This is a genomic window from Paraburkholderia bryophila (genome assembly GCF_013409255.1).
Classification (GTDB): domain Bacteria; phylum Pseudomonadota; class Gammaproteobacteria; order Burkholderiales; family Burkholderiaceae; genus Paraburkholderia.
Window position 1 is genome coordinate 3,470,603 of sequence record NZ_JACCAS010000001.1, and the last position, 21,097, is coordinate 3,491,699.

General features: G+C 61.9%; 22 protein-coding genes and 1 other RNA gene. 15 read left to right on the forward strand and 8 right to left on the reverse strand.

What is annotated here, in order from left to right:
• The first annotated feature begins 76 nt into the window (after nucleotides 1-76).
• The 5 genes from GGD40_RS15530 (at nucleotide 77) to GGD40_RS15550 (ending at nucleotide 4,798) form a co-directional block, all read left to right on the forward strand.
• Nucleotides 77-1,390: a Glu/Leu/Phe/Val family dehydrogenase gene (locus tag GGD40_RS15530; RefSeq protein WP_179708364.1), complete on the forward strand. Its 1,314-nt coding sequence runs from the start codon at nucleotides 77-79 to the stop codon at nucleotides 1,388-1,390.
• Nucleotides 1,391-1,682: 292 nt separating this feature from the next.
• Nucleotides 1,683-2,576, forward strand: coding sequence for a glutamate/aspartate ABC transporter substrate-binding protein (locus tag GGD40_RS15535; protein ID WP_179708366.1), 894 nt, complete (start codon nucleotides 1,683-1,685; stop codon nucleotides 2,574-2,576).
• A gap of 82 nt (nucleotides 2,577-2,658) precedes the next feature.
• Nucleotides 2,659-3,399 carry an amino acid ABC transporter permease gene (locus GGD40_RS15540; RefSeq protein ID WP_035548560.1) on the forward strand — a complete coding sequence of 247 codons (741 nt, stop codon included), beginning with the start codon at nucleotides 2,659-2,661 and terminating at the stop codon, nucleotides 3,397-3,399.
• Nucleotides 3,399-4,076, forward strand: a complete 678-nt coding sequence (gene gltK, locus GGD40_RS15545; RefSeq protein ID WP_179744169.1) for a glutamate/aspartate ABC transporter permease GltK — start codon at nucleotides 3,399-3,401, stop codon at nucleotides 4,074-4,076. Before GGD40_RS15540 ends, gltK begins: the two co-directional genes overlap by 1 nt.
• On the forward strand, nucleotides 4,073-4,798 hold the full coding sequence (locus GGD40_RS15550; RefSeq protein ID WP_179708368.1) for an amino acid ABC transporter ATP-binding protein: 726 nt from the start codon (nucleotides 4,073-4,075) through the stop codon (nucleotides 4,796-4,798). Before gltK ends, GGD40_RS15550 begins: the two co-directional genes overlap by 4 nt.
• A 134-nt stretch (nucleotides 4,799-4,932) precedes the next feature.
• Here GGD40_RS15550 and GGD40_RS15555 read toward each other — a convergent pair whose 3' ends face one another.
• Both GGD40_RS15555 and GGD40_RS15560 read right to left on the reverse strand, forming a co-directional pair.
• Complete coding sequence (locus GGD40_RS15555; protein WP_179708370.1) at nucleotides 4,933-5,868, reverse strand: class II glutamine amidotransferase; 936 nt, start codon at nucleotides 5,866-5,868, stop codon at nucleotides 4,933-4,935.
• Nucleotides 5,869-5,900: 32 nt separating this feature from the next.
• On the reverse strand, nucleotides 5,901-6,056 hold the full coding sequence (locus tag GGD40_RS15560) for a hypothetical protein (protein WP_176058818.1): 156 nt from the start codon (nucleotides 6,054-6,056) through the stop codon (nucleotides 5,901-5,903).
• On the opposite strand from GGD40_RS15560, the gene pyrC reads away from it, so the two are divergent.
• The 3 genes from pyrC (at nucleotide 6,034) to rnpB (ending at nucleotide 8,506) form a co-directional block, all read left to right on the forward strand.
• Entirely contained in the window at nucleotides 6,034-7,095 is a 1,062-nt protein-coding gene (gene pyrC, locus GGD40_RS15565) for a dihydroorotase (RefSeq protein WP_179708372.1), read from the forward strand. The genes GGD40_RS15560 and pyrC overlap by 23 nt on opposite strands.
• A gap of 20 nt (nucleotides 7,096-7,115) precedes the next feature.
• Nucleotides 7,116-7,943 carry a DUF3025 domain-containing protein gene (locus GGD40_RS15570; protein WP_179744170.1) on the forward strand — a complete coding sequence of 276 codons (828 nt, stop codon included), beginning with the start codon at nucleotides 7,116-7,118 and terminating at the stop codon, nucleotides 7,941-7,943.
• 149 nt (nucleotides 7,944-8,092) lie between these two features.
• An RNA gene (gene rnpB, locus GGD40_RS15575) (RNase P RNA component class A) lies at nucleotides 8,093-8,506 on the forward strand.
• Nucleotides 8,507-8,649: 143 nt separating this feature from the next.
• Here the strand turns inward: rnpB and GGD40_RS15580 are convergent.
• The gene (locus tag GGD40_RS15580; RefSeq protein WP_074265838.1) at nucleotides 8,650-9,072 is read right to left on the reverse strand and encodes an OsmC family protein; all 423 of its coding nucleotides are present in this window, start codon (nucleotides 9,070-9,072) and stop codon (nucleotides 8,650-8,652) included.
• Between the two features lie 693 nt (nucleotides 9,073-9,765).
• On the opposite strand from GGD40_RS15580, the gene rplM reads away from it, so the two are divergent.
• From rplM to GGD40_RS15600, 4 genes are all read left to right on the forward strand, one after another.
• Complete coding sequence (gene rplM / locus GGD40_RS15585) at nucleotides 9,766-10,194, forward strand: 50S ribosomal protein L13 (protein ID WP_035548548.1); 429 nt, start codon at nucleotides 9,766-9,768, stop codon at nucleotides 10,192-10,194.
• Between the two features lie 11 nt (nucleotides 10,195-10,205).
• Nucleotides 10,206-10,598, forward strand: a complete 393-nt coding sequence (rpsI, locus tag GGD40_RS15590) for a 30S ribosomal protein S9 (protein WP_179708375.1) — start codon at nucleotides 10,206-10,208, stop codon at nucleotides 10,596-10,598.
• 313 nt (nucleotides 10,599-10,911) lie between these two features.
• Nucleotides 10,912-11,277 (forward strand): iron-sulfur cluster insertion protein ErpA, encoded by a 366-nt coding sequence (gene erpA, locus GGD40_RS15595; protein WP_035548542.1) that lies wholly within the window; start codon nucleotides 10,912-10,914, stop codon nucleotides 11,275-11,277.
• 141 nt (nucleotides 11,278-11,418) lie between these two features.
• On the forward strand, nucleotides 11,419-12,747 hold the full coding sequence (locus GGD40_RS15600) for an IS4 family transposase (protein WP_179743778.1): 1,329 nt from the start codon (nucleotides 11,419-11,421) through the stop codon (nucleotides 12,745-12,747).
• Between the two features lie 81 nt (nucleotides 12,748-12,828).
• Here GGD40_RS15600 and GGD40_RS15605 read toward each other — a convergent pair whose 3' ends face one another.
• The gene (locus tag GGD40_RS15605; RefSeq protein ID WP_179708377.1) at nucleotides 12,829-13,959 is read right to left on the reverse strand and encodes an anhydro-N-acetylmuramic acid kinase; all 1,131 of its coding nucleotides are present in this window, start codon (nucleotides 13,957-13,959) and stop codon (nucleotides 12,829-12,831) included.
• Between the two features lie 216 nt (nucleotides 13,960-14,175).
• On the opposite strand from GGD40_RS15605, the gene tyrS reads away from it, so the two are divergent.
• From tyrS to GGD40_RS15620, 3 genes are all read left to right on the forward strand, one after another.
• Nucleotides 14,176-15,426, forward strand: coding sequence for a tyrosine--tRNA ligase (gene tyrS / locus GGD40_RS15610; RefSeq protein WP_179744171.1), 1,251 nt, complete (start codon nucleotides 14,176-14,178; stop codon nucleotides 15,424-15,426).
• Nucleotides 15,427-15,500: 74 nt separating this feature from the next.
• On the forward strand, nucleotides 15,501-15,959 hold the full coding sequence (dtd, locus tag GGD40_RS15615) for a D-aminoacyl-tRNA deacylase (RefSeq protein WP_179744172.1): 459 nt from the start codon (nucleotides 15,501-15,503) through the stop codon (nucleotides 15,957-15,959).
• A gap of 123 nt (nucleotides 15,960-16,082) precedes the next feature.
• Nucleotides 16,083-16,754, forward strand: coding sequence for a histidine phosphatase family protein (locus tag GGD40_RS15620; RefSeq protein WP_179708379.1), 672 nt, complete (start codon nucleotides 16,083-16,085; stop codon nucleotides 16,752-16,754).
• A 45-nt stretch (nucleotides 16,755-16,799) separates the two neighbouring features.
• Here the strand turns inward: GGD40_RS15620 and ruvB are convergent, their stop codons facing one another.
• From ruvB to purH, 4 genes are all read right to left on the reverse strand, one after another.
• The gene (gene ruvB / locus GGD40_RS15625) at nucleotides 16,800-17,864 is read right to left on the reverse strand and encodes a Holliday junction branch migration DNA helicase RuvB (protein WP_179708381.1); all 1,065 of its coding nucleotides are present in this window, start codon (nucleotides 17,862-17,864) and stop codon (nucleotides 16,800-16,802) included.
• 123 nt (nucleotides 17,865-17,987) lie between these two features.
• Nucleotides 17,988-18,569, reverse strand: coding sequence for a Holliday junction branch migration protein RuvA (gene ruvA / locus GGD40_RS15630; RefSeq protein WP_179708383.1), 582 nt, complete (start codon nucleotides 18,567-18,569; stop codon nucleotides 17,988-17,990).
• Between the two features lie 113 nt (nucleotides 18,570-18,682).
• Nucleotides 18,683-19,225, reverse strand: a complete 543-nt coding sequence (ruvC, locus tag GGD40_RS15635) for a crossover junction endodeoxyribonuclease RuvC (protein ID WP_176058815.1) — start codon at nucleotides 19,223-19,225, stop codon at nucleotides 18,683-18,685.
• 276 nt (nucleotides 19,226-19,501) lie between these two features.
• Nucleotides 19,502-21,067 (reverse strand): bifunctional phosphoribosylaminoimidazolecarboxamide formyltransferase/IMP cyclohydrolase, encoded by a 1,566-nt coding sequence (purH, locus tag GGD40_RS15640; RefSeq protein WP_179744173.1) that lies wholly within the window; start codon nucleotides 21,065-21,067, stop codon nucleotides 19,502-19,504.
• Between the last annotated feature and the right edge of the window lie 30 nt (nucleotides 21,068-21,097).

Below are 21,097 nucleotides of genomic sequence, written 5' to 3' on the forward strand. Positions count from 1 at the left end.
GGGATAATGAAACGGCATTGGATTTCAAATCGGCGTTTTTCGACAATGCTGGTATTCGATCAACGCCGGAGCGTTCATGTCTTCCCAGCAACAAATCGCACAATCCGCATCAACGTTGCACTCGGTTCCCTCCTACCTGAATAAAGACGACCTCGGCCCGTGGGGCAACTACCTGCGCCAGGTCGACCGCGTCGCGCCGTACCTCGGCTCCCTGTCCCGCTGGCTCGAAACCCTGAAGCGCCCGAAGCGCATTCTGATCGTCGACGTGCCTATCGAACTCGATAACGGCACGGTCGCGCACTTCGAAGGCTATCGCGTGCAGCACAACGTGTCGCGCGGTCCGGGCAAGGGCGGCGTGCGTTATCACCAGGACGTGACGCTGTCGGAAGTGATGGCCTTGTCGGCATGGATGTCGGTCAAGAACGCGGCCGTGAACGTGCCGTACGGCGGCGCGAAGGGCGGTATCCGCGTCGATCCGCGCACGCTGTCGCGTGGTGAGCTCGAGCGCATGACGCGCCGCTACACCAGCGAAATCGGCATCATCATCGGACCGAATACCGACATCCCCGCGCCGGACGTGAACACGAACGAGCAGATCATGGCGTGGATGATGGACACGTACTCGATGAACCAGGGCCAAACGGCCACGGGCGTCGTGACTGGCAAGCCGATCATCCTCGGCGGTTCGTTGGGCCGTCGTGAAGCGACCGGCCGCGGCGTGTTCGTGGTCGCCAGCGAAGCGGCACGCCGCATCGGTGTCGATATCGAAGGCGCGCGCATTGCGGTGCAGGGCTTCGGCAACGTCGGCGGGATCGCCGCGCGTCTGTTCCAGGAAGCGGGTTCGAAGCTGGTCGCGGTGCAGGATCACACCGGCTCGCTGTACAAGTCGACCGGTATCGACGCAGTTGCCTTGCTCGATCACGTCGCGAAGACGGGCGGCGTGGGCGGTTTCCCGGAAGCGGACGCCGTCACGAACGAAGAATTCTGGAACGTCGAATCGGACATTCTGATTCCGGCCGCGCTGGAAAACCAGATCAACGAGAAGAATGCGGCCAAGATCAAGACGAAGATCGTCGTGGAAGGCGCCAACGGCCCGACCACCACGGCAGCGGACGACATCCTGCACGATCGCGGTATTCTCGTGATTCCGGACGTGGTGGCCAACGCCGGCGGCGTGACCGTGTCGTACTTCGAATGGGTGCAGGACTTCTCGAGCTTCTTCTGGACCGAAGACGAGATCAACCAGCGTCTCGAACGCGTGATGCGCGAAGCCTTTGCCGCCGTGTGGCAAGTGTCGAGCGAGCAGAAGGTGTCGGTGCGGACCGCGGCGTTTATCGTCGCGTGTAAGCGGATTCTGGAAGCGCGTGAACTGCGCGGCCTGTATCCCTGATCGTTCCGCGTGAAACGGCGGGCTTGCGTTCTCGCGGGTCCGCTGGGCGTTTCAGCTTCAGTTTCAGCGTCAAATCGTTAGCTTCAACGCGGTCCACAAGACGGCGTGTTTGACCCGGCGGGCGGCATCGTATCGATGCCGCCCGCCTTTGCATGTCCGGCAGCGGCAGAACGCCGCTGCCGCAAGCGCCGCAAAACGTAGCGGCGTAGGCACAACACCATGGTTTATCGCCATACTTTCAAAATAATTACTTTGCTAAACTGGCGCCGGTTCTTGCCAAGGAGATCACCACATGAAGGTTAAAAAAGCTGCGCTGCTGCTCGCGACTCTCGGACTGTTTACGGTTGGCGCGCATGCGCAAGACGCTGGCACGCTGAAAAAGATCAAGGACACGGGCGTCATTTCGCTGGGTCACCGCGAATCGTCGATCCCGTTCTCGTATTACGACGACAAGCAGAACGTCATCGGCTACTCGCAGGAATTCGCGCTGAAGGTGGTGGAAGCCGTCAAGCAGAAGCTGAACATGCCGAACCTGAAGGTGAAGCTCACGCCGGTCACGTCGCAAAACCGTATTCCGCTGGTGCAGAACGGCACCGTCGACATGGAATGCGGCTCGACCACCAACAATGCTGAGCGTCAGCAACAGGCTGCATTCTCGAACACGATTTTCGTGATCGGCACGCGTCTGATGACCAAGAAAGACTCCGGCATCAAAGACTGGGCCGATCTGAAGGGTAAGACGGTCGTGACGACCGCCGGCACCACCTCCGAGCGCCTGCTTCGCAAGATGAACCAGGACAAGAGCATGGGCATGAACATCATCAGCGCGAAGGACCATGGCGAGTCGTTCCTGACGCTCTCCACCGGACGCGCCGCTGCGTTCATGATGGACGACGCGCTGCTCGCGGGCGAGCGCGCCAAGTCGAACACGCCGACTGATTTCGTGATCGTCGCCACGCCGCAATCGCATGAAGCGTACGGCTGCATGATTCGCAAGAACGATCCGGAATTCAAGAAGGTCGTGGACGACGCGATCGCGAAGGTCGAAACTTCGGGCGAAGCCGATGCGATCTACAAGAAGTGGTTCGAATCGCCGATTCCGCCGAAGGGCCTGAACCTGAACTTCCCGGAAAGCGATGACATGAAGGCGCTCTTCAAGAGCCCGAATGACAAGGCAATCGATTAAACCTTAGCTGTTTTTTTGAAACGCTGAACGGAACGGAAGGGGCCACGCGCTTCTTCCGTTTCTTTTTGCTGGAGTCTTGGTCATGTCATATCACTGGAACTGGGGCATTCTGCTGAGTCCGGTCTCCACCGGCGAGCCGACCACCTACCTGGGCTGGCTGCTGTCCGGCTTCTGGGTGACGATTACCGTGTCGCTGTCGGCATGGGTGATCGCGCTGATCGTCGGATCGTTTTTTGGCGTGCTGCGTACGGTGCCGAACAAATGGGCGTCGGGTGCGGGCACGGTTTACGTCGCGGTTTTCCGCAATATCCCGCTGATCGTGCAGTTCTTCATCTGGTATCTGGTGATACCGGAGTTGCTGCCCGTTTCCATCGGCAACTGGTTCAAGCAACTGCCGCCGGGCGCGCAGTTCTTCTCGTCGTCGATTCTGTGTCTGGGGTTGTTCACCGCCGCGCGTGTTTGCGAGCAGGTGCGCTCGGGCATCAACGCGTTACCGAAGGGTCAGCGCGCCGCAGGTCTGGCCATGGGCTTCACGCAATGGCAGACGTACCGCTACGTGCTGCTGCCGGTCGCGTACCGCATCATCGTGCCGCCGCTCACGTCCGAGTTTCTGAACATCTTCAAGAACTCGGCGGTCGCTTCGACGATCGGTCTGCTGGATCTGTCCGCGCAGGCGCGTCAGCTGGTCGATTACACGTCGCAAACATATGAGTCGTTTATCGCGGTCACGCTGGCCTACGTGCTGATCAATCTGGTCGTAATGCAACTGATGCGCTGGGTCGAAGCCAGAACCCGGTTGCCTGGCTATATCGGAGGCAAGTAATGCACCATTTCGACTGGAGCGGTATTCCGGGCGCACTGCCTACGCTGTGGACCGGTGCGATCGTCACTTTCCAGATCACGCTGATCGCGATCGTGTTCGGCATCATCTGGGGCACCATTCTCGCGATGTTGCGGTTGTCGTCGTTCAAGCCTTTCGTGTGGTTCGCGAAGGCCTACGTGACGATCTTCCGCTCCATCCCGCTGGTGATGGTGCTGCTGTGGTTCTTCCTGATCGTGCCGCAGGTGCTGCAGAACGTGCTCGGTTTGTCGCCGGATATCGACATTCGCCTCGCGTCGGCCATGGTCGCGTTCTCGCTGTTCGAGGCGGCCTATTATTCGGAGATCATCCGCGCCGGCATTCAGGCGGTGCCGCGCGGCCAGGTCAACGCGTCGTTTGCGCTCGGTATGAACTATTGGCAGGCCATGCGTCTCATTGTGCTGCCGCAGGCATTCCGCGCCATGGTGCCGCTGCTGCTTACGCAGGGTATCGTGCTGTTTCAGGATACGTCGCTCGTCTACGTGATCAGCCTCGCCGACTTCTTCCGCACCGCCACCAATATTGGCGACCGTGACGGTACGAATATCGAAATGGTACTGTTCGCGGGCGCATGTTACTTCGTGGTCTGTGTGATCGCGTCGAGCCTCGTCAAAGGTCTTCAGAAAAAGGTCGCAAGATGATCTCAATCAAGAATGTTTCGAAGTGGTACGGTCAATTCCAGGTGCTGACCGACTGCACGACGGAAGTCAAAAAAGGTGAAGTGGTGGTGGTGTGCGGACCGTCGGGTTCGGGCAAGTCCACGCTGATCAAGACCGTCAACGGCCTCGAGCCGTTCCAGAAGGGCGAGATCATCATCAACGGCGAATCGCTGACGGATAAGAAAACCAATCTGTCGAAGCTGCGTTCGAAGGTCGGCATGGTGTTCCAGCATTTCGAGCTGTTCCCGCATCTGTCGATCGTACAGAACCTGACGCTCGCGCAGGTGAAGGTGCTCGGCCGCTCGAAAGACGAAGCGAACGCGAAGGGCCTGAAGCTGCTCGATCGCGTGGGCTTGCGTGCGCATGCGGATAAGTTTCCGGGGCAGTTGTCGGGCGGTCAGCAACAGCGTGTGGCAATTGCGCGCGCGTTGTCGATGGATCCGATCGCGATGCTGTTCGACGAGCCGACCTCGGCGCTCGATCCGGAAATGATCAACGAAGTGCTCGACGTGATGGTCGAACTCGCGCAGGAAGGCATGACCATGATGTGCGTGACGCACGAAATGGGCTTCGCTAAGAAGGTCGCGCACCGCGTGATCTTCATGGACCAGGGCTTGATCGTCGAAGACGACCGCAAGGAAGACTTCTTCGCGAATCCGAAGTCGGATCGTGCGAAGGATTTTCTGGCGAAGATTCTGCACTGAGTTGCCGTCGGGCCCCGCGGGTTGGATCGCGCGCGGCTTCGTCGGCTGGAAACAGAAAAGCCGCTCCGGGGAGCGGCTTTTCTGTTTCTGTTTCTACTTCTACTCAGCGGATAGGCTTAACGAGACCGGCGCGATCAGGACTCGAACGCGGCCGTGTCGTCTGCGGCCTCGAGATCGAGTTCGACCAACGCCGGTTCTTTTGCATCGTCAGCCGCCGCAATCGTCGTAGCCGACGCAGACGCATCCAGCGCCGGGTTCCGCAACTTCTCAAGCACCGAAGCCGGCACCGGCACGTTGACGCGGCCGATTACTTCGCCGTGCTGGAACATCATCAGATCGCCCGGTTTGAACGCGGTCCAGACTTCGTTATCGGTCAGCGGCTTGGTCGCGATCACCGCGACGCGGTCTTCCGGCGTCGTGTATTTGGCGAAGTCGATCGACACGTCCGCATCGACCAGATGCGCGGTGGAAAACGGCCAGCGCCGCACGATGTAGTGCAGATGCGTCGAGCAATGCGAGAACAGCGCCTGGCCATTCGACATCAGGAAATTGAACACACCGAACTGCGTGATTTCGCGCGTGAGGGTTTCGAGCGCGGCGAACAGTTCGTCGAGCGGCGGCTGTTGCGCGCCGGGGAAGGCCTTGCGCAAGCCTTCGAGCAGCGCGCAGAAAGCGAGTTCGCTGTCGGTCGTCCCGACCGGTTGATACACGCCCGACAACACCGGCGAATAGTCTTTCAAGTCGCCGTTATGCGCGAAGATCCAGTGACGCCCCCACAATTCGCGCATGAACGGGTGGCAGTTTTCCAGCAGGATGTGCCCTTGCGTCGCCTTGCGAATGTGCGCGATGGTGTTCTTCGATTTGATCGGATAGCGCTTGACCATCTCGGCGATCGGCGAGGTGGCCGACGATTGATGGTCGATGAACAAACGGCACGCTTTATCTTCGAAGAAGGCGATGCCCCAGCCGTCGGCATGGTGATCGGTGACGCCGCCGCGGGCCGCAAAGCCGGTGAACGAGAACGTGACGTCCGTCGGCGCGGCGCAGTTCATTCCGAGAAGTTGGCACATGTTGCGGGTAAGCCTGTGAACGGGGCGAGCCGTTACAATGATGATTTTCCAAGCATATCACCGAGCCAGAAGCGCCAAATAGCAAAATTGACGTGGGTTTGTGCCGCAAATGACGGTTTGACCGCATCAATTGGCTTTTTTCGCTGAGCCTCGTCCCCACTCGCCATGACCGCATCCAACGCTTCCATCGACTCCATCACGCTCGCCCGCCCGGACGACTGGCACCTGCACGTTCGCGACGGCGCCATGATGGCCGCCGTTCTGCCGGACACCGCGCGGCAGTTCGGCCGCGCGATCATCATGCCGAATCTGAAGCCGCCGGTGACCACCACGGCCATGGCCGCGGCGTACCGCGAGCGGATCGTCGCCGCGATTCCGGAAGGCGCGAAGTTCGAACCGCTGATGACGTTGTATCTCACCGACAACACTCCGCCCGACGAAATCCGCCGCGCGCGTGAAAGCGGTTTCGTGCATGGCGTGAAGCTGTATCCGGCGGGCGCAACGACCAACTCGGACGCGGGCGTCACCGACATCATGAAGTGCGCGAAAACGCTCGAAGTCATGCAGGAAGTCGGCATGCCGCTGCTGGTGCATGGCGAAGTGACGGACGCGTCGATCGATCTGTTCGACCGCGAGAAGGTGTTCATCGACCGTGTGATGACGCCGCTGCGCGCCGCGTTTCCGGCGCTGAAGGTGGTGTTCGAGCACATCACCACGAAAGACGCGGTCGACTATATCCGCGAAGCCGGCGTGGCGCCGGGGCTGCTGGGCGCGACGATCACCGCGCACCATCTGTTGTACAACCGCAATGCGATCTTCCTGGGCGGCATTCGTCCGCATTACTACTGCTTGCCGGTGCTGAAGCGCGAAACGCATCGCGTGGCGCTGGTCGAGGCGGCGACGTCGGGCAATTCGCGCTTCTTCCTCGGCACGGATAGCGCGCCGCATCCGAAGGGTTTGAAGGAGCACGCGTGCGGCTGCGCGGGTTGCTATACGGCACTGCACGCGCTCGAGCTTTATACGGAAGCATTCGACAACGCCGGTGCTCTGGATAAGCTCGAAGGCTTTGCGAGCTTCTTCGGTGCGGACTTCTACGGCCTGCCGCGCAGCGCGGAGCAGGTCACGCTGCGTCGCGAGGAGTGGACGCTGCCGGCGGAGTTGCCGGTCGGCGATACGCCGGTGGTGCCGCTGCGTGGCGGCGAGTCGATTGGTTGGCGCCTGGTCTGAGCTTGCCGGCGTTGAGTTCCATGCCGGTGAGCGAGGTTCAGCGCCCGGGCTTCGCCGGGATCGACTGGTCGATGCCGTGGTTCGCGCAGTTTGCCGGGCGCGGCGAGCGTTGGCAGCAGGCCGCGCTAACGAGCTACGCGGCGTTGCTCACCGAAATGAACGCCGACGCGGCCTTGATGGGACAAACCACGGGGCGCGGCGAGCGCCTCGCGTTCATCGCGCAAGACGACCTGCCGCCCGGCGCGGCGTACGAGGCGCATATCTCGGCGACCGGCTGCGTGCCGACGCGCCACAATCTGCACGACTTCTTCAACGCGTCGATGTGGTTTGCGTTTCCGCGGATCAAGGCGGCGCTGAACGCACGGCAGTCGGCGGCCATCGACGTGTTGGGCGTCGGCCCGACCCGCGGCGGCGTGCGCGATACGCTGACTTTGTTCGACGAGAACGCGTTGCTGTTTGCATGCGCCGATCCGGTGTTGAGCGACGCGCTGCGTAGCTTCGACTGGCAGACGCTGCTGGTCGGCGGGCGTGACGCGTGGGGCGCTAGTTGCGAAGTGCGCTGCTTCGGCCATGCGTTGTTGGAAAAACTGATCGTGCCGTTCAAGGCCTGCACCGGGCACGCGTGGATCGTCGACGTGCCGCCCGAGTATTTCGCCTGGGACGCCATCGCGCGAAACGCATGGCTGGACGCATCGGTTGGCGCGGCGTTGATGAACACCGAAGCGTTGACGAGCCGCATGTTCGCGCCGCTCCCCGTGCTGGGCATTCCGGGCTGGTGGTCTGAAAATGAGGCACCCGCGTTCTATGACGACGCCTCAGTATTTCGCTCCGGACGACGAACCCGCTAATCCAAATGTGCGGCGCGACTTGGCGCGGTAACAGGCGTCGAAAATGTGCGGCGACGCCGCGAAAGCGCGCCCATGCGGCCTTGTCCACCTGGCTATTTCAACCGCCGATGCAGGGCATTCGCCTCACAGGTGTTAAAATCCCGCCCAGCAAAGCAGGCTAGGCAGTCGCGGCCTCTGCGGCTTCGGCCAAAGAGGGCGAGGAAAGTCCGGACTCCACAGGGCAGGGTGATGGCTAACGGCCATCCGTGGTGACACGCGGAACAGGGCAACAGAAAGCAAACCGCCGATGGCCCGGCGCAAGCCGGGATCAGGTAAGGGTGAAACGGTGCGGTAAGAGCGCACCGCGGCTGCTGCAAGGCAGACCGGCACGGTAACCTCCACCCGGAGCAATTCCAAGTAGGCAGGCTAGCATCTTCGAGATGCAGGGCGGTGCCCCCGTCACGTCTGCGGGTAGGAAGCTTGAGCGCGTCAGTAATGGCGCGCCTAGAGGAATGACTGCTACGCGCGCGGCGTTTTCGGACGTGGCGCGTGCACAGAATCCGGCTTATCGGCTTGCTTTGCCACCCAAACAAAAAATGCCGGCGTCCGTCAGGACGTCGGCATTTTCTTTTGCGGCGCGGGTTTTATCCGCTCGCCGATTCGGCGGTCAGCGCGCAGTGTGTGCTTGCTCCTGCTGCACTGCTACGCCGCAGCGCCGAGTTCGCGCTCAACCCGCGACGATGTCGAACGAGTGTGTGAGTTCAGCGGTCTTCGCGATCATGATCGACGCCGAGCAGTATTTATCGTGCGACAGATTGATCGCGCGCTCCACTGTGGCCGGGTTCAGGTTCTTGCCGGTCACGGTGAAGTGAAAATGGACCTTGGTGAAGACCTTCGGGTCCTCGCTGGCGCGCTCCGCCTTCAGCGTCACCGAGCAGCCGGCGATTTCCTGGCGGCTTTTCTTTAGGATCATCACGACGTCGTACGCCGTGCAGCCGCCCGTGCCGAGCAGCACCATTTCCATCGGACGCGGCGCCAGATTGCGGCCGCCGCCTTCCGGCGCGCCGTCCATGGCCACCAGATGGCCGCTGCCCGTCTCGGCCGCGAACGCCATGCCGTCTTGCCCCATCCAGCTTACTTTGCATTCCATGCTGTGCTCCACCGCGCTGCGCAATATCGAGACGGCATTGTAGCCCGGGGTTTGCGGATTCGCCCGAGGCGACTTCGGCTGGAACTTATGCCTAATGACGGCTTGCGTGTTGCGCTGCCGCATGTTCAGCCGATTCGGGAATGCCCTGATCGTTTTAGGGGTTTTACTCTAGCCGATGTCTGTTCGGAACGACGTGCCGGAGCAGGATTATCGTTGATTTATAACGAAATTATGCGAGTCCCGTTGTCGCGATTCAATTGTCACACTGTGAAATCGCGTTTCACAATGCAAATGTTCTTGCGTCGCACAAGGGTGCCTCATATAATCGTTTCCATCGGTTGCAGCAGTTGTGCAACCTCCGCTGTCTCCTCCACCTCCTCCTTTGGTGGATTAAACCCGAACCGCTCGTTCGGGTTTTTTTTCGCCCGTATGTCTACTCGTCGTTGCCCCGGCTCTTACACCGGATAAGACGCCAAAGCGCATCAAGTCAAGCCGGTCTGGCCCGCAAATCGGCGGACATTTCCGGCAAACTCCCGCACGTTTTGACTTGCGGGAGGAAATTCCATTATAATTCAAGGCTTTTCCGCATCCGCGCCCGCGGAGGAAGAACTAGGGAGAGCCTGCACGCGCCTCGATGCGCACACTACAAGCAGGAAAAAACACATTGGGCGCAGCATTTTTTTTGGATCGATCATGAAGACGTTTTCCGCAAAAGCCCATGAGGTTACGCGTGAATGGTACGTGATTGACGCGACGGATAAGGTTCTCGGGCGTGTCGCCAGCGAAGTGGCACTCCGTCTTCGCGGCAAGCACAAGCCTGAATTCACTCCGCACGTCGACACCGGTGATTTCATCATCGTTATCAACACGGGCAAGTTGAGAGTCACGGGCAACAAGGCTACTGACAAGAAGTACTATCGCCACTCGGGTTACCCGGGCGGTATTTATGAAACGACGTTCAGCAAGATGCAGGAACGCTTCCCGGGCCGTGCGCTCGAGAAAGCGGTCAAGGGCATGCTGCCGAAGGGTCCGCTCGGCTACGCGATGATCAAGAAGCTGAAGGTCTACGCCGAAGCAACGCATCCGCATTCGGCGCAACAGCCGAAAGCGCTCGAGATCTAAGGGGAGCCCACATGATCGGTAACTGGAATTACGGCACGGGCCGCCGCAAGAGCGCCGTCGCACGCGTCTTCATCAAGGCTGGCACGGGCGCTATCATTGTGAACGGCAAGCCTATCGCCGATTACTTCTCGCGCGAAACGTCGCTGATGATCGTGCGTCAGCCGCTGGAACTCACGAACCACGGCGTCACGTTCGACATCAAAGTCAACGTGAACGGTGGCGGTGAAACGGGTCAAGCCGGTGCGGTTCGCCACGGCATCACCCGCGCGCTGATGGACTACGACGCAACGCTGAAGCCGGAACTGTCGAAGGCTGGCTTCGTGACGCGTGACGCTCGTGAAGTCGAACGTAAGAAGGTCGGCTTCCACAAGGCACGTCGCCGGAAGCAATTCTCGAAGCGTTAATCGTTTCGAGTGCGAGCCGGCTCTCGGGCTGGTACGCTGCAAAAGCCGCCAACGCTTTCGCGAAGGCGGCTTTTTTTATGGCTTCGCCGTTTGGTGGTTTCTCCGTTTGGTCGCGCCGCGGCTCCGTCGCGCCGTCTGGTCGCGGCAAATTAGGCCGCCGTGCTGCGGCGGTTTGCGCCGTTCGAGCCTGGTGGCGACGCCAAGCCGCGCTACCGTTTGATTCCGCGGGAAGAACCCATTGATTCTGTGGGGTTAAGCACGATATTGAGATCAGCCGCTACAATAGCGGCTAGAAGCTTTTTGGAGAGTCCGAATGAACGCAGTCACCGAAACACCCGTGACCGAAATGCCCGCCCCCTTCGTTTTTACCGACGCAGCGGCTGACAAGGTCAAGCAACTGATCGAAGAAGAAGGCAATGCGGAGCTGAAATTGCGCGTGTTCGTGCAAGGCGGCGGCTGCTCGGGCTTTCAGTACGGTTTTACGTTTGACGAAGCCGTCAACGAAGACGACACCGTCATGAACAAGAGCGGCGTCCAGCTGCTGATCGATTCGATGAGCTACCAGTATCTGGTTGGCGCTGAGATCGACTACAAGGACGACATCAACGGCGCGCAGTTTGTCATCAAGAACCCGAATGCGTCGACCACCTGTGGTTGCGGCTCGTCGTTCTCGGTTTGATGGCTGCTGTCTGAGCGAGAGTTGTACGAACAAAAAACGGGGCCTCGGCCGTAATGCCGTTCAGTTAAGCAACTGAACGGCATTTTTATTGGGTGCGCAGATGGGTTGTAAACAGGGCGTGTCGATGTTAGCTTTCACGCCATGCTGGCCGATGATCTGCGCTTCCTTGTTGAGTCACAGCCGCCGCTCGAATGGGGACGGCTGGGCCAGCATCTGCCGTATGAATGGATCGAGTATGCCGTGCAGGCCACCGGCAGCGCCAGCGTGCGCCGGCGTCGGTTACCCGCGCAGCAGGTCGTCTGGCTGGTGATTGCGCTAGCGCTGTACCGGCACCAGTCGATCAGCGAAGTCGTCGATGAACTGGACCTTGCGCTGCCTGCCCCGGATGCGTCATTTGTCAGCAAGAGCGCCGTCGCCCAGGCGCGACAGCGCATCGGGGCCGCACCACTGGCCTGGCTGTTTCACGAATCGGCCAGAAACTGGGTCGCGCAGGATCAGGCGCGGTACCTCTTCAAGGGATTCTCACTGTTCGCGATGGATGGCACCACGCTGCGCACCGCCGACAGTGCCGCCAACCGCAGACATTTCGGCGCCTCGGCCGCCGCTCATGGCCGGATTGGCAGCTATCCCCAACTGCGTGCAGTAACCCTCACCGCACTGGCCACGCATCTGGTACGTGATGCAGTGTTCGGCCCTTACGATATCAACGAGATGATCTGGGCGCGCGAACTCATCGATCGTGTGCCGGCTGATTCCATCACCGTATTCGATAAAGGCTTCCTGTCGGCCCAGCTGCTGTGCAATCTTGTTTCAGGTGGCCAGAACCGGCATTACATCATCCCGGCCAAATCCAATTTGCGCTGGGAGGTCGTGAGCGGGTGCGACGGGGACCAGATCGTGCGCATGCGCGTGTCGCCGCAGGCCCGTGCGAAATGCCCGGATCTGCCCGAATTCTGGCAAGCGCGCGCCGTGCTTGCCGTCGATGCAAAGGGGCGGCAACGAACACTGCTGACGTCCCTGACCGATCGAAGGCGTTTCCGGGGCGCCGATATTGTGTCGTGCTACGAGCGTAGCTGGCAGATCGAGACCAGTTACCATGAACTGAAACAGTCGATGCTAGGCATGGACCTGACTCTGCGTAGTCAGACCGTGGAAGGTGTCTACCAGGAGTTCTGGGGGGCGTTGATCGCCTATAACCTGATCCGCCTGGAGATGGCCAAAGCGGCGATCGACGCCGGGCACTCACCCGAAGAAATCAGCTTCATCCGCGCGTTCCACACCATTCAGTACGAAATGACGTGGGCCGCCGTGACGCGCTCGTACGGCAAACTGCCCACGCTGCTCAAGCGCCTGCGTGAACGGCTCAAGCAACTTCCCAACGAGAAACGGCCCGGACGCAGATGCGTTCGGGCCGTCAAATCCAGACCGTTTCGTTACACAGTTCGAGTTCTCAAAAGAGACCTTAACTGAACGGCATTAGGCCCTAAGCCCCGTTTTTTGTTATCTACGCATGCGCGTGTGCTACGACGCCGCGCCGATACACGGCCTCGTTCAGCGCGGGTAGATCGCACCCAGCACGCGTTCCGCAGCCGCACCGGTAACCGCAGGCAGATTGCCCGGCAGCCGCGCCAGGCAGCGCATAGCCAGCCACGCGAAGGCCAGCGGCTCAACCTGGCTCGGCGGTACGCCGAGCGCGTCGGTAGTCATCACCGGGACGCCGCTGACGCCGCTGTCCTCCAACGCCTGCTGCAACGCCTTCAGAATCTCCGGATTGCGCGCACCGCCGCCACACACATAGACCGCCCTGGCATCCGACGCATGCCGCTCGATTTCGCGCGCCACGGTCACCGCAGTGAGTGCGACGAGCGTCGCTTGCACGTCAGCCGGGGCAAGCGAGGCGAACGGCTGGAGTTTCGCATCGAGCCATTCGGGGTTGAACAGGTCGCGTCCGGTGCTTTTGGGCGGTTGCTGCGGGAAGAACGGCTCGTCCAGCAACGCGTTCAGCAGCGTCCGATCCACCTGGCCGCCGGCCGCGAAGTGGCCGTTCTCGTCGAAAGGCTTGCCGAGATGACGCTGCGCCCATTCGTCGAGCAACGCGTTCGCCGGCCCGCAGTCGAAGCCGCGCACGCCGCCCGTCGCGTTGAGAATCGTGATGTTGCTGATCCCGCCAAGATTGCAGACCACCCGCGTTTCGTTCTTCGCGCCGAACACCGTGGCGTGAAACGCCGGCACCAGCGGCGCGCCCTGGCCGCCGGCTGCGACGTCGCGACTGCGGAAGTCGGCAATCACGTCGATATGCATCATTTCTGCGAGCAGCGCCGGGTTGTTGATCTGCCGCGTATAGCCCTTTTCCGGCCGATGCCGCACCGTCTGCCCGTGCACCCCGATCGCGCGCACTTCCGCAGCGGACACGCGGCTTTCGCGCAGCAGTTCGTGGCAGCACACCGTGTAGCGGGTGGCGAGCGCGTTGGCGGCCAGCGCTTCGCGTTCGATCTCGTTGTCGCCGGGCTGTTGCAGCGCGAACAACGCGTCGCGCAGGCCGGCCGCGAAGCCGACGAACGCCTCGGCCAGCACCACGGGCGCCTTGCCCTCGGCAAATCTCACGGCCACGCCGTCCACGCCGTCCATGCTCGTGCCGGACATCAATCCAAGGTAGACGCCGTCTGCGGTGTCTTGCGCCACGTTGCTGCTCCTGTCGAGGTTCGTTGCGATTGGTTGTAGCAGATTATCCAGCCAAGCGCGCTCGAATATAACGCTCCGTGACGCCAACAGCCGGGCCTGCCGCGCGGAAATTGTGCAGAAATCGTACCCCGCCGGGTCGCTTGCGACGGCGTCAGTGGGCGCGGCGGCGCGCATCTATGGGACAATCTCTTTTTTTCGCGACTTCAAGTTTCCAGCATGAGCACCGAGTCCACCAAGCCTACCCCCGCTGCCGTCCTTCCGCTCACCGACGAAGTCCGTCACGCGCTCGCCGTCACCAAACGCGGCGTCGACGAACTGCTGATCGAAGACGAATTCGCGCAAAAGCTCGCAAAGAGCGCCGCGACCGGCAAGCCGCTGCGTATCAAGCTCGGGCTCGATCCGACCGCGCCGGACATCCACATCGGCCATACGGTCGTGTTGAACAAGATGCGCCAGTTGCAGGATCTCGGCCACACGGTGATTTTTCTGATCGGCGATTTCACGTCGCTGATCGGCGATCCGTCGGGCCGCAACGCCACGCGTCCGCCGCTCACGCGCGAACAGATCGAATCGAACGCAAAGACGTATTTCGAACAGGCCGCGCTGGTGCTCGACCGCGACAAGACCGAGATCCGCTACAACAGCGAATGGTCGATGCCGCTCGGCGCCGACGGCATGATCAAGCTCGCGTCGCGCTACACGGTGGCGCGGATTCTCGAGCGCGAAGATTTCACCAAGCGCTTCCAGGGCGGCGTGCCGATCTCGGTCCACGAGCTCCTGTATCCGCTGATGCAAGGCTACGACTCGGTCGCGCTGAACGCCGACCTCGAGCTCGGCGGCACCGACCAGAAGTTCAACCTGCTGGTGGGCCGTGAGTTGCAGAAGCAGTACGGCCAGGAACAGCAGTGCATTTTGACCATGCCGCTGCTCGAAGGGCTCGACGGCGTCGAAAAGATGTCGAAGTCGAAGAACAACTACATCGGCATCAGCGAAAAGCCGACAGACATGTTCGGCAAGCTGATGAGCATCTCCGACGTGATGATGTGGCGTTACTTCGAACTGCTGTCGTTCCGCCCAATGGACGAGATCGCCGGCTTCAGGAAAGAGATCGAAGCGGGCCGCAATCCGCGCGATTTCAAGGTGATGCTCGGTCAGGAGATCGTCGCGCGTTTCCACTCGCAAGCGGACGCCGAGCGTGCGCTCGAGGACTTCAACCATCGCGCGAAGGGCGGCGTGCCGGACGATATCCCGGCTGTGACGCTCGCGGGCGCGCCGCTCGCCATCGGCCAGTTGCTCAAGCAGGCGAACCTGGTGCCGTCGACCAGCGAAGCGCTGCGCAACATCGAGCAGGGCGGCGTGAAGATCGACGGCGCGACCGTTTCCGACAAGGGGCTGAAAGTCGAAGCGGGCGAGTACACCGTGCAGGTCGGCAAGCGCCGTTTTGCACGCGTCACGCTGACGGCCTGATCGCGCGCGATCGGGGATAACTCAGCGATGACACGAACGCCGCTGCAACGAGAGTCAAAGCCGGAGTCGCGCCGATGATCGCGCTAATCCAACGCGTGCGGCGCGCGGAAGTACGCGTGGCCGACCACGTGACCGGCGCGATCGAAGCGGGCCTGCTCGCGCTCGTGTGCGCCGAACGCGGCGACACCGAGGCGGCCGCCGACCGGCTGCTCGCCAAGGTGCTCGGCTACCGCGTGTTCAGCGACGCCGCTGGCAAGATGAATCTCTCCGTGCAGAATCTGGACGGCGCCGGGCGCGCTGGCGGCTTGCTGCTCGTGTCGCAGTTCACGCTGGCCGCAGATACCAATAGCGGCCTGCGTCCCAGCTTCACGCCGGCTGCACCGCCGGACGAGGGCCGGCGCCTGTTCGATTACTTTGTTGCCGCCGCGCGCGGCAAGCATCCGATCGTCGAGACCGGCGAATTCGGCGCCGATATGCAGGTGTCGCTCGTCAACGACGGGCCGGTCACGTTCTGGCTTCAGACCAACGCCTGAGCGATCGGTTGTTTGGGGCACACAGTCAACACGGCGGCGCGCTTGCGTTCGCCTCTCCCTCCAGCCGCTTTTTGCGACAATAGCGGTTCGGCATAACCGGCGAATGGCGCCCACTTTCATTCCATGACCACGCAGATTCTGTTCATCCGGCACGGCGAGACCGATTGGAACCGCATCAAGCGCATTCAAGGTCACATCGACATTCCACTGGCTACGACCGGTCTGGCCCAGGCGCAACGTCTCGCGCACCGCATGGCCGACGAGGCGAAGCAGGGCGCGCGGCTCGACGCGATCTATTCGAGCGACCTGCAGCGCGCGCAGCAAACCGCACAGCCGATCGCCGACGCGCTCGGCCTGCCCCTGCAGCTTCGCGAAGGTCTGCGCGAGCGTTCGTACGGCGCGTTCCAGGGCCATGACAGCGACGAGATCGCGCTGCGTTTCCCCGACGAATACGCGCACTGGCAAACTCGCGACGCCGGCTTTGCACCGCCGGACGGCGAGTCGCAACGCACGCTTTACCACCGCGTATTGCATGCGATCGAACCGCTGGTCGCCGCGCATCCAGGCGGACGGATTGCGTGTGTCGCGCATGGCGGCGTGCTGGATTGCGTGCGCCGTTTCGCCTGCGATTTGCCGCTCGACGCGCCGCGCAATTACGCGTTGCTTAACACGAGCGTGAACGTGGTGGATTTCGATAGCGGCCGCGCGACAATCGTGTCGTGGGCGGACGTGTCGCATCTCGACGCGCCGAGTTCGGACGACACCTTCAAGAAGGTGCCGGAGCCGGGCCGTTAAGCGCTGAGGCGCAACGAGGGTCGCGCCGCGAGTTGATGCCTTGGCTCAGGTTGCAGCCGAATTCCAGATACCCGGCAACGCGCTCGACGAATCCGGCGCGGCCAGCCCGAAATGCCGGTAGGTGAGCAGCGTGGCGACGCGGCCGCGCGGCGTGCGCTGCAGGAAACCTTGCTGAATCAGATACGGTTCGAGCACGTCTTCGATCGTGTCGCGCTCTTCACCGATAGCCGCCGCCAGATTGTCGACGCCAACCGGGCCGCCGTCGAACTTGTGCAGGATCGCTTCGAGCAGCTTGCGGTCCATCAGGTCGAAGCCGACCGCGTCGACGTCGAGCATTTTCAGCGCGGCGTCGGCCACTTGCGCGGTAATGTTGCCGTCGGCTTTCACCTCGGCGAAGTCACGCACGCGACGCAGCAGGCGGTTCGCGATCCGAGGCGTACCGCGTGCGCGCTTGGCGATTTCGATTGCGCCGTCAGGATGAATCTGCGCGTTCAGCAGCGACGCCGAACGCGTAACGATGCGAGCCAGTTCCTCGGCGTTATAAAACTCGAGTCGCGCGACGATCCCGAAACGGTCGCGCAGCGGATTGGTCAGCATGCCCGCCCGGGTGGTCGCGCCGACCAGCGTGAACGGCTGCAGGTCCAGCTTCACGCTACGCGCGGCCGGCCCTTCGCCGATCATGATGTCGATCTGATAATCCTCCAGCGCCGGGTACAGAATTTCTTCGACAACCGGCGAGAGCCGGTGGATTTCGTCGATGAAGAGAACGTCGTTGGCTTCGAGATTGGTGAGCAGCGCGGCGAGATCGCCGGCGCGTTCGAGCACCGGCCCGGACGTTTGCCGCAGATTGACGCCCATTTCTCGCGCGATGATGTGCGCGAGCGTGGTCTTGCCGAGGCCCGGCGGCCCGAATATCAGCACGTGGTCGAGCGATTCGGAACGGCGCTTGGCGGCCTCGATGAAGATTTCCAGCTGGCCGCGCACTTTTTCCTGCCCGACATATTCGTCGAGCTGGCGCGGACGCAACGCGCGCTCGAACGCTTCTTCGTTCGACGAGACGGGCGTGGGCGCGATGATGCGCTCGGCGGCAAGTTTGTCGGTTTCGATCATCTGGCCATTGTACCGCGCTGGCCTCGTTGCGAAACCCGGCCGAACGGCCAGGGTGCGCTAAGCCCATGGCCTGTGCGAAGCTGTACCGGTCGCATGCAAGAAGGCCTGCGTCCGAGCGCAGTGTCAGCCCTTGGACAACGCTTTCAGTGCGAGCTTGATGCCCTCGGAAACGCCGGTGCCGGCCGGCACGTTCTTGACGGCCGCCAACGCTTCTTTTTCGGAGTAACCCAAGGCGAGCAGTGCGTTCAGGATATCGGAGGCGTGGTCGGGTGCCGACGCCGCGCCCGCCATCGCGCCGAGGTCGGCGCCGAGCTTGCCCTTCAGTTCGAGCAGCAGGCGCTCGGCCGTTTTCTTGCCGATGCCCGGCACGCGTGTGAGGCGAGCCGCGTCCTGCATCGTCACGGTCTGCGCCAGTTCGTGCACGCTCATGCCGGATAGCACCGCGAGCGCCATGCGTGCGCCGATGCCGGAAATCTTCAGCAGTTCGCGGAAGGTGACGCGTTCTTCGGTGGTGCCGAAGCCATACAGCAGATGCGCGTCTTCGCGCACGATCATCTGCGTGAGCAGCACGACGCGTTCGCCGGTCGAGGGCAGGTTGTAGAACGTGCTCATCGGCACGTCGACTTCATAGCCGACGCCGTTGCAGTCGACGAGCAGATGCGGCGGGTTTTTTTCCAGCAGAACGCCGGCAATGCGACCGATCATGGCGGATTCGATTTCGAGAGAAAGGGCGAGTGTAGCGCAGCGGGTGGGGCGCGCGCGATGCTGTCAGAACAAGCGCACGTGGCGCCAATCACTATTAGCAACCGTCTGCGACGCTAACCCACCAGCCGCCCGCGTCTCACGCGCAAACCCTTCTTCGCGAGCGCCGGTGCAATACCGCCCAGCGTACTCAGCGTCGCACCGCTGTGCGCATGACAGATTGCCATACCGAGTGCGTCGGCGGCGTCGGTGCCGGGCACGCCCGAGAGGTTCAGCAGCCGCACCACCATCTGCTGCATCTGCTCCTTGGTCGCGCGGCCGTAGCCCACCACCGCCTGCTTCAATTGCAACGCGGTGTATTCGGCCACCGGCACGCCGCCCGCGACCAGTCCGCAGATCGCCGCACCGCGTGCCTGGCCGAGCAGCAGCGTGGACTGTGGGTTGACGTTGACGAACACTTTTTCGATCGCCGACTGATCCGGCGAGTGCTGGCGAATCAGCGTCGAGATGCCTTCGAAAATGGTGCCCAGACGCGAGGGCAGATCGGCGTCGGCGGTTTTGATGACGCCGCTCGCGACGTAGCTGAGCGTATGGCCGCTTTGATCGATCACGCCGAAGCCGGTCACGCGCAAGCCGGGGTCGATGCCGAGAATTCTCATGAGGTGCCGCAAATGCCGTAAAAACCAGGTGCTTGCGATACTACAACACGCGCACCGCGTGACGGCCGGCAGGCGTCGAGATCGGCGGAATAAAAACGGCAACGTGTGCAGTTCAGCGGCAAGGACGCAATCGCATCCGCGGAGACAAAAGAAAACGGCCCGGCGGGAAACCCCGCCGGGCCGTTTCACTGAACTTGTTGAGCTAGTCATCCAATGCGAGCTGCCAAACCACGAGCCTACCAGGCCGCCACCGCCCGCATCAGACCAGCCAAAAAATCAATGCCGGAAGTGACGCACACCGGTCAACACCATCGCGATGTTGTGCTCATCCGCCGCGCCGACCACTTCGTCATCGCGCATCGAGCCGCCCGGTTGAATCACGCAGGTCGCGCCTGCCGCCACCACCACATCCAGACCGTCGCGGAACGGGAAGAATGCGTCCGATGCCACCGCCGAACCCGTCAGCGTCAAACCGGCGTTCTGCGCCTTGATGCTGGCGATACGCGCCGAGTCCACACGGCTCATCTGGCCGGCGCCGACGCCCAGCGTCATGCCGTTGCCGCAGAACACGATCGCGTTCGACTTCACGTACTTCGCCACGCGCCATGCGAACAGCAGGTCGTCCATTTCCTTCGGCGTCGGGTGACGCTTCGTGACCACGCGCAATTCGTGCGGCTGCACGTTCTTCGAGTCGAGCGATTGCACCAGCAGACCGCCGCCCACGCGCTTCAGATCGAATGCGTTGTGGCCGTCGCCCAAAGCGATTTCCAGCAGACGCACGTTCTGCTTCGCGGTGAACACCTGGCGCGCTGCCGCGCTGAACGACGGCGCGATCAGCACTTCGACGAACTGCTTGGCCACCGCTTGCGCCGCCGCTTCATCCACTTCGCGGTTGAACGCGATGATGCCGCCGAATGCCGACGTCGGATCAGTTTGCAGCGCCTTCGCGTACGCTTCGTGCGCATCCGCGCCGATCGCCACGCCGCACGGGTTCGCGTGCTTGACGATCACGCAGGCCGGCACGTCGAAAGTCTTCACGCATTCCCACGCTGCGTCGGAATCCGCGATGTTGTTGTACGACAGTTCCTTGCCCTGCAACTGGCTGTAGTTCGCCAATGCGCCGGCCGGCACCGACAGATCGCGGTAGAACGCCGCGCTCTGGTGCGGGTTTTCGCCGTAGCGCAGGTCCTGCACCTTGTTGAACGCCAGGTTGAACGTAGCCGGGTACGTGTTGCGCGACGCGTGTTGCAGTTCGTCGGTCAGGCTGGTCAGGTAGTTCGTGATCGCGCCGTCGTACTGAGCGGTGTGCGCGAATACCTTGGTGGCGAGGCGGAAATTCGTCTTGTACGACACCGCGTTGCTGTTCGCGCGCATTTCGTCGAGCACGACCGCGTAGTCGGTCGGATCGACCACCACCGTCACGTCGCGGTGATTCTTCGCCGCCGAACGCAGCATGGTCGGGCCGCCAATGTCGATGTTCTCGATCGCGTCTTCCAGCGAGCACTCTTCTTTCGACACGGTCTGCACGAACGGGTACAGATTCACGACCAGCAGGTCGATGGTCGGAATGTCGTGCTTCTCAAGCGCGGCCATGTGTTCCGGCAGATCGCGGCGCGCCAGAATGCCGCCGTGTACCTTCGGATGCAGCGTTTTCACGCGCCCATCGAGCATTTCCGGGAAGCCTGTGTAATCGGCAACTTCGGTGACGGGCAGACCTGCGTCCGCGAGCAATTTCGCGGTGCCGCCGGTCGACAGGAGCTTGACGCCGAGGTCGGACAGCGACTTGGCGAAGTCGACGATGCCGGACTTGTCGGAAACGGAGATGAGCGCTTGCTTGATCATGATGAAGACGAAAAGCCGAAGGGAAACGTG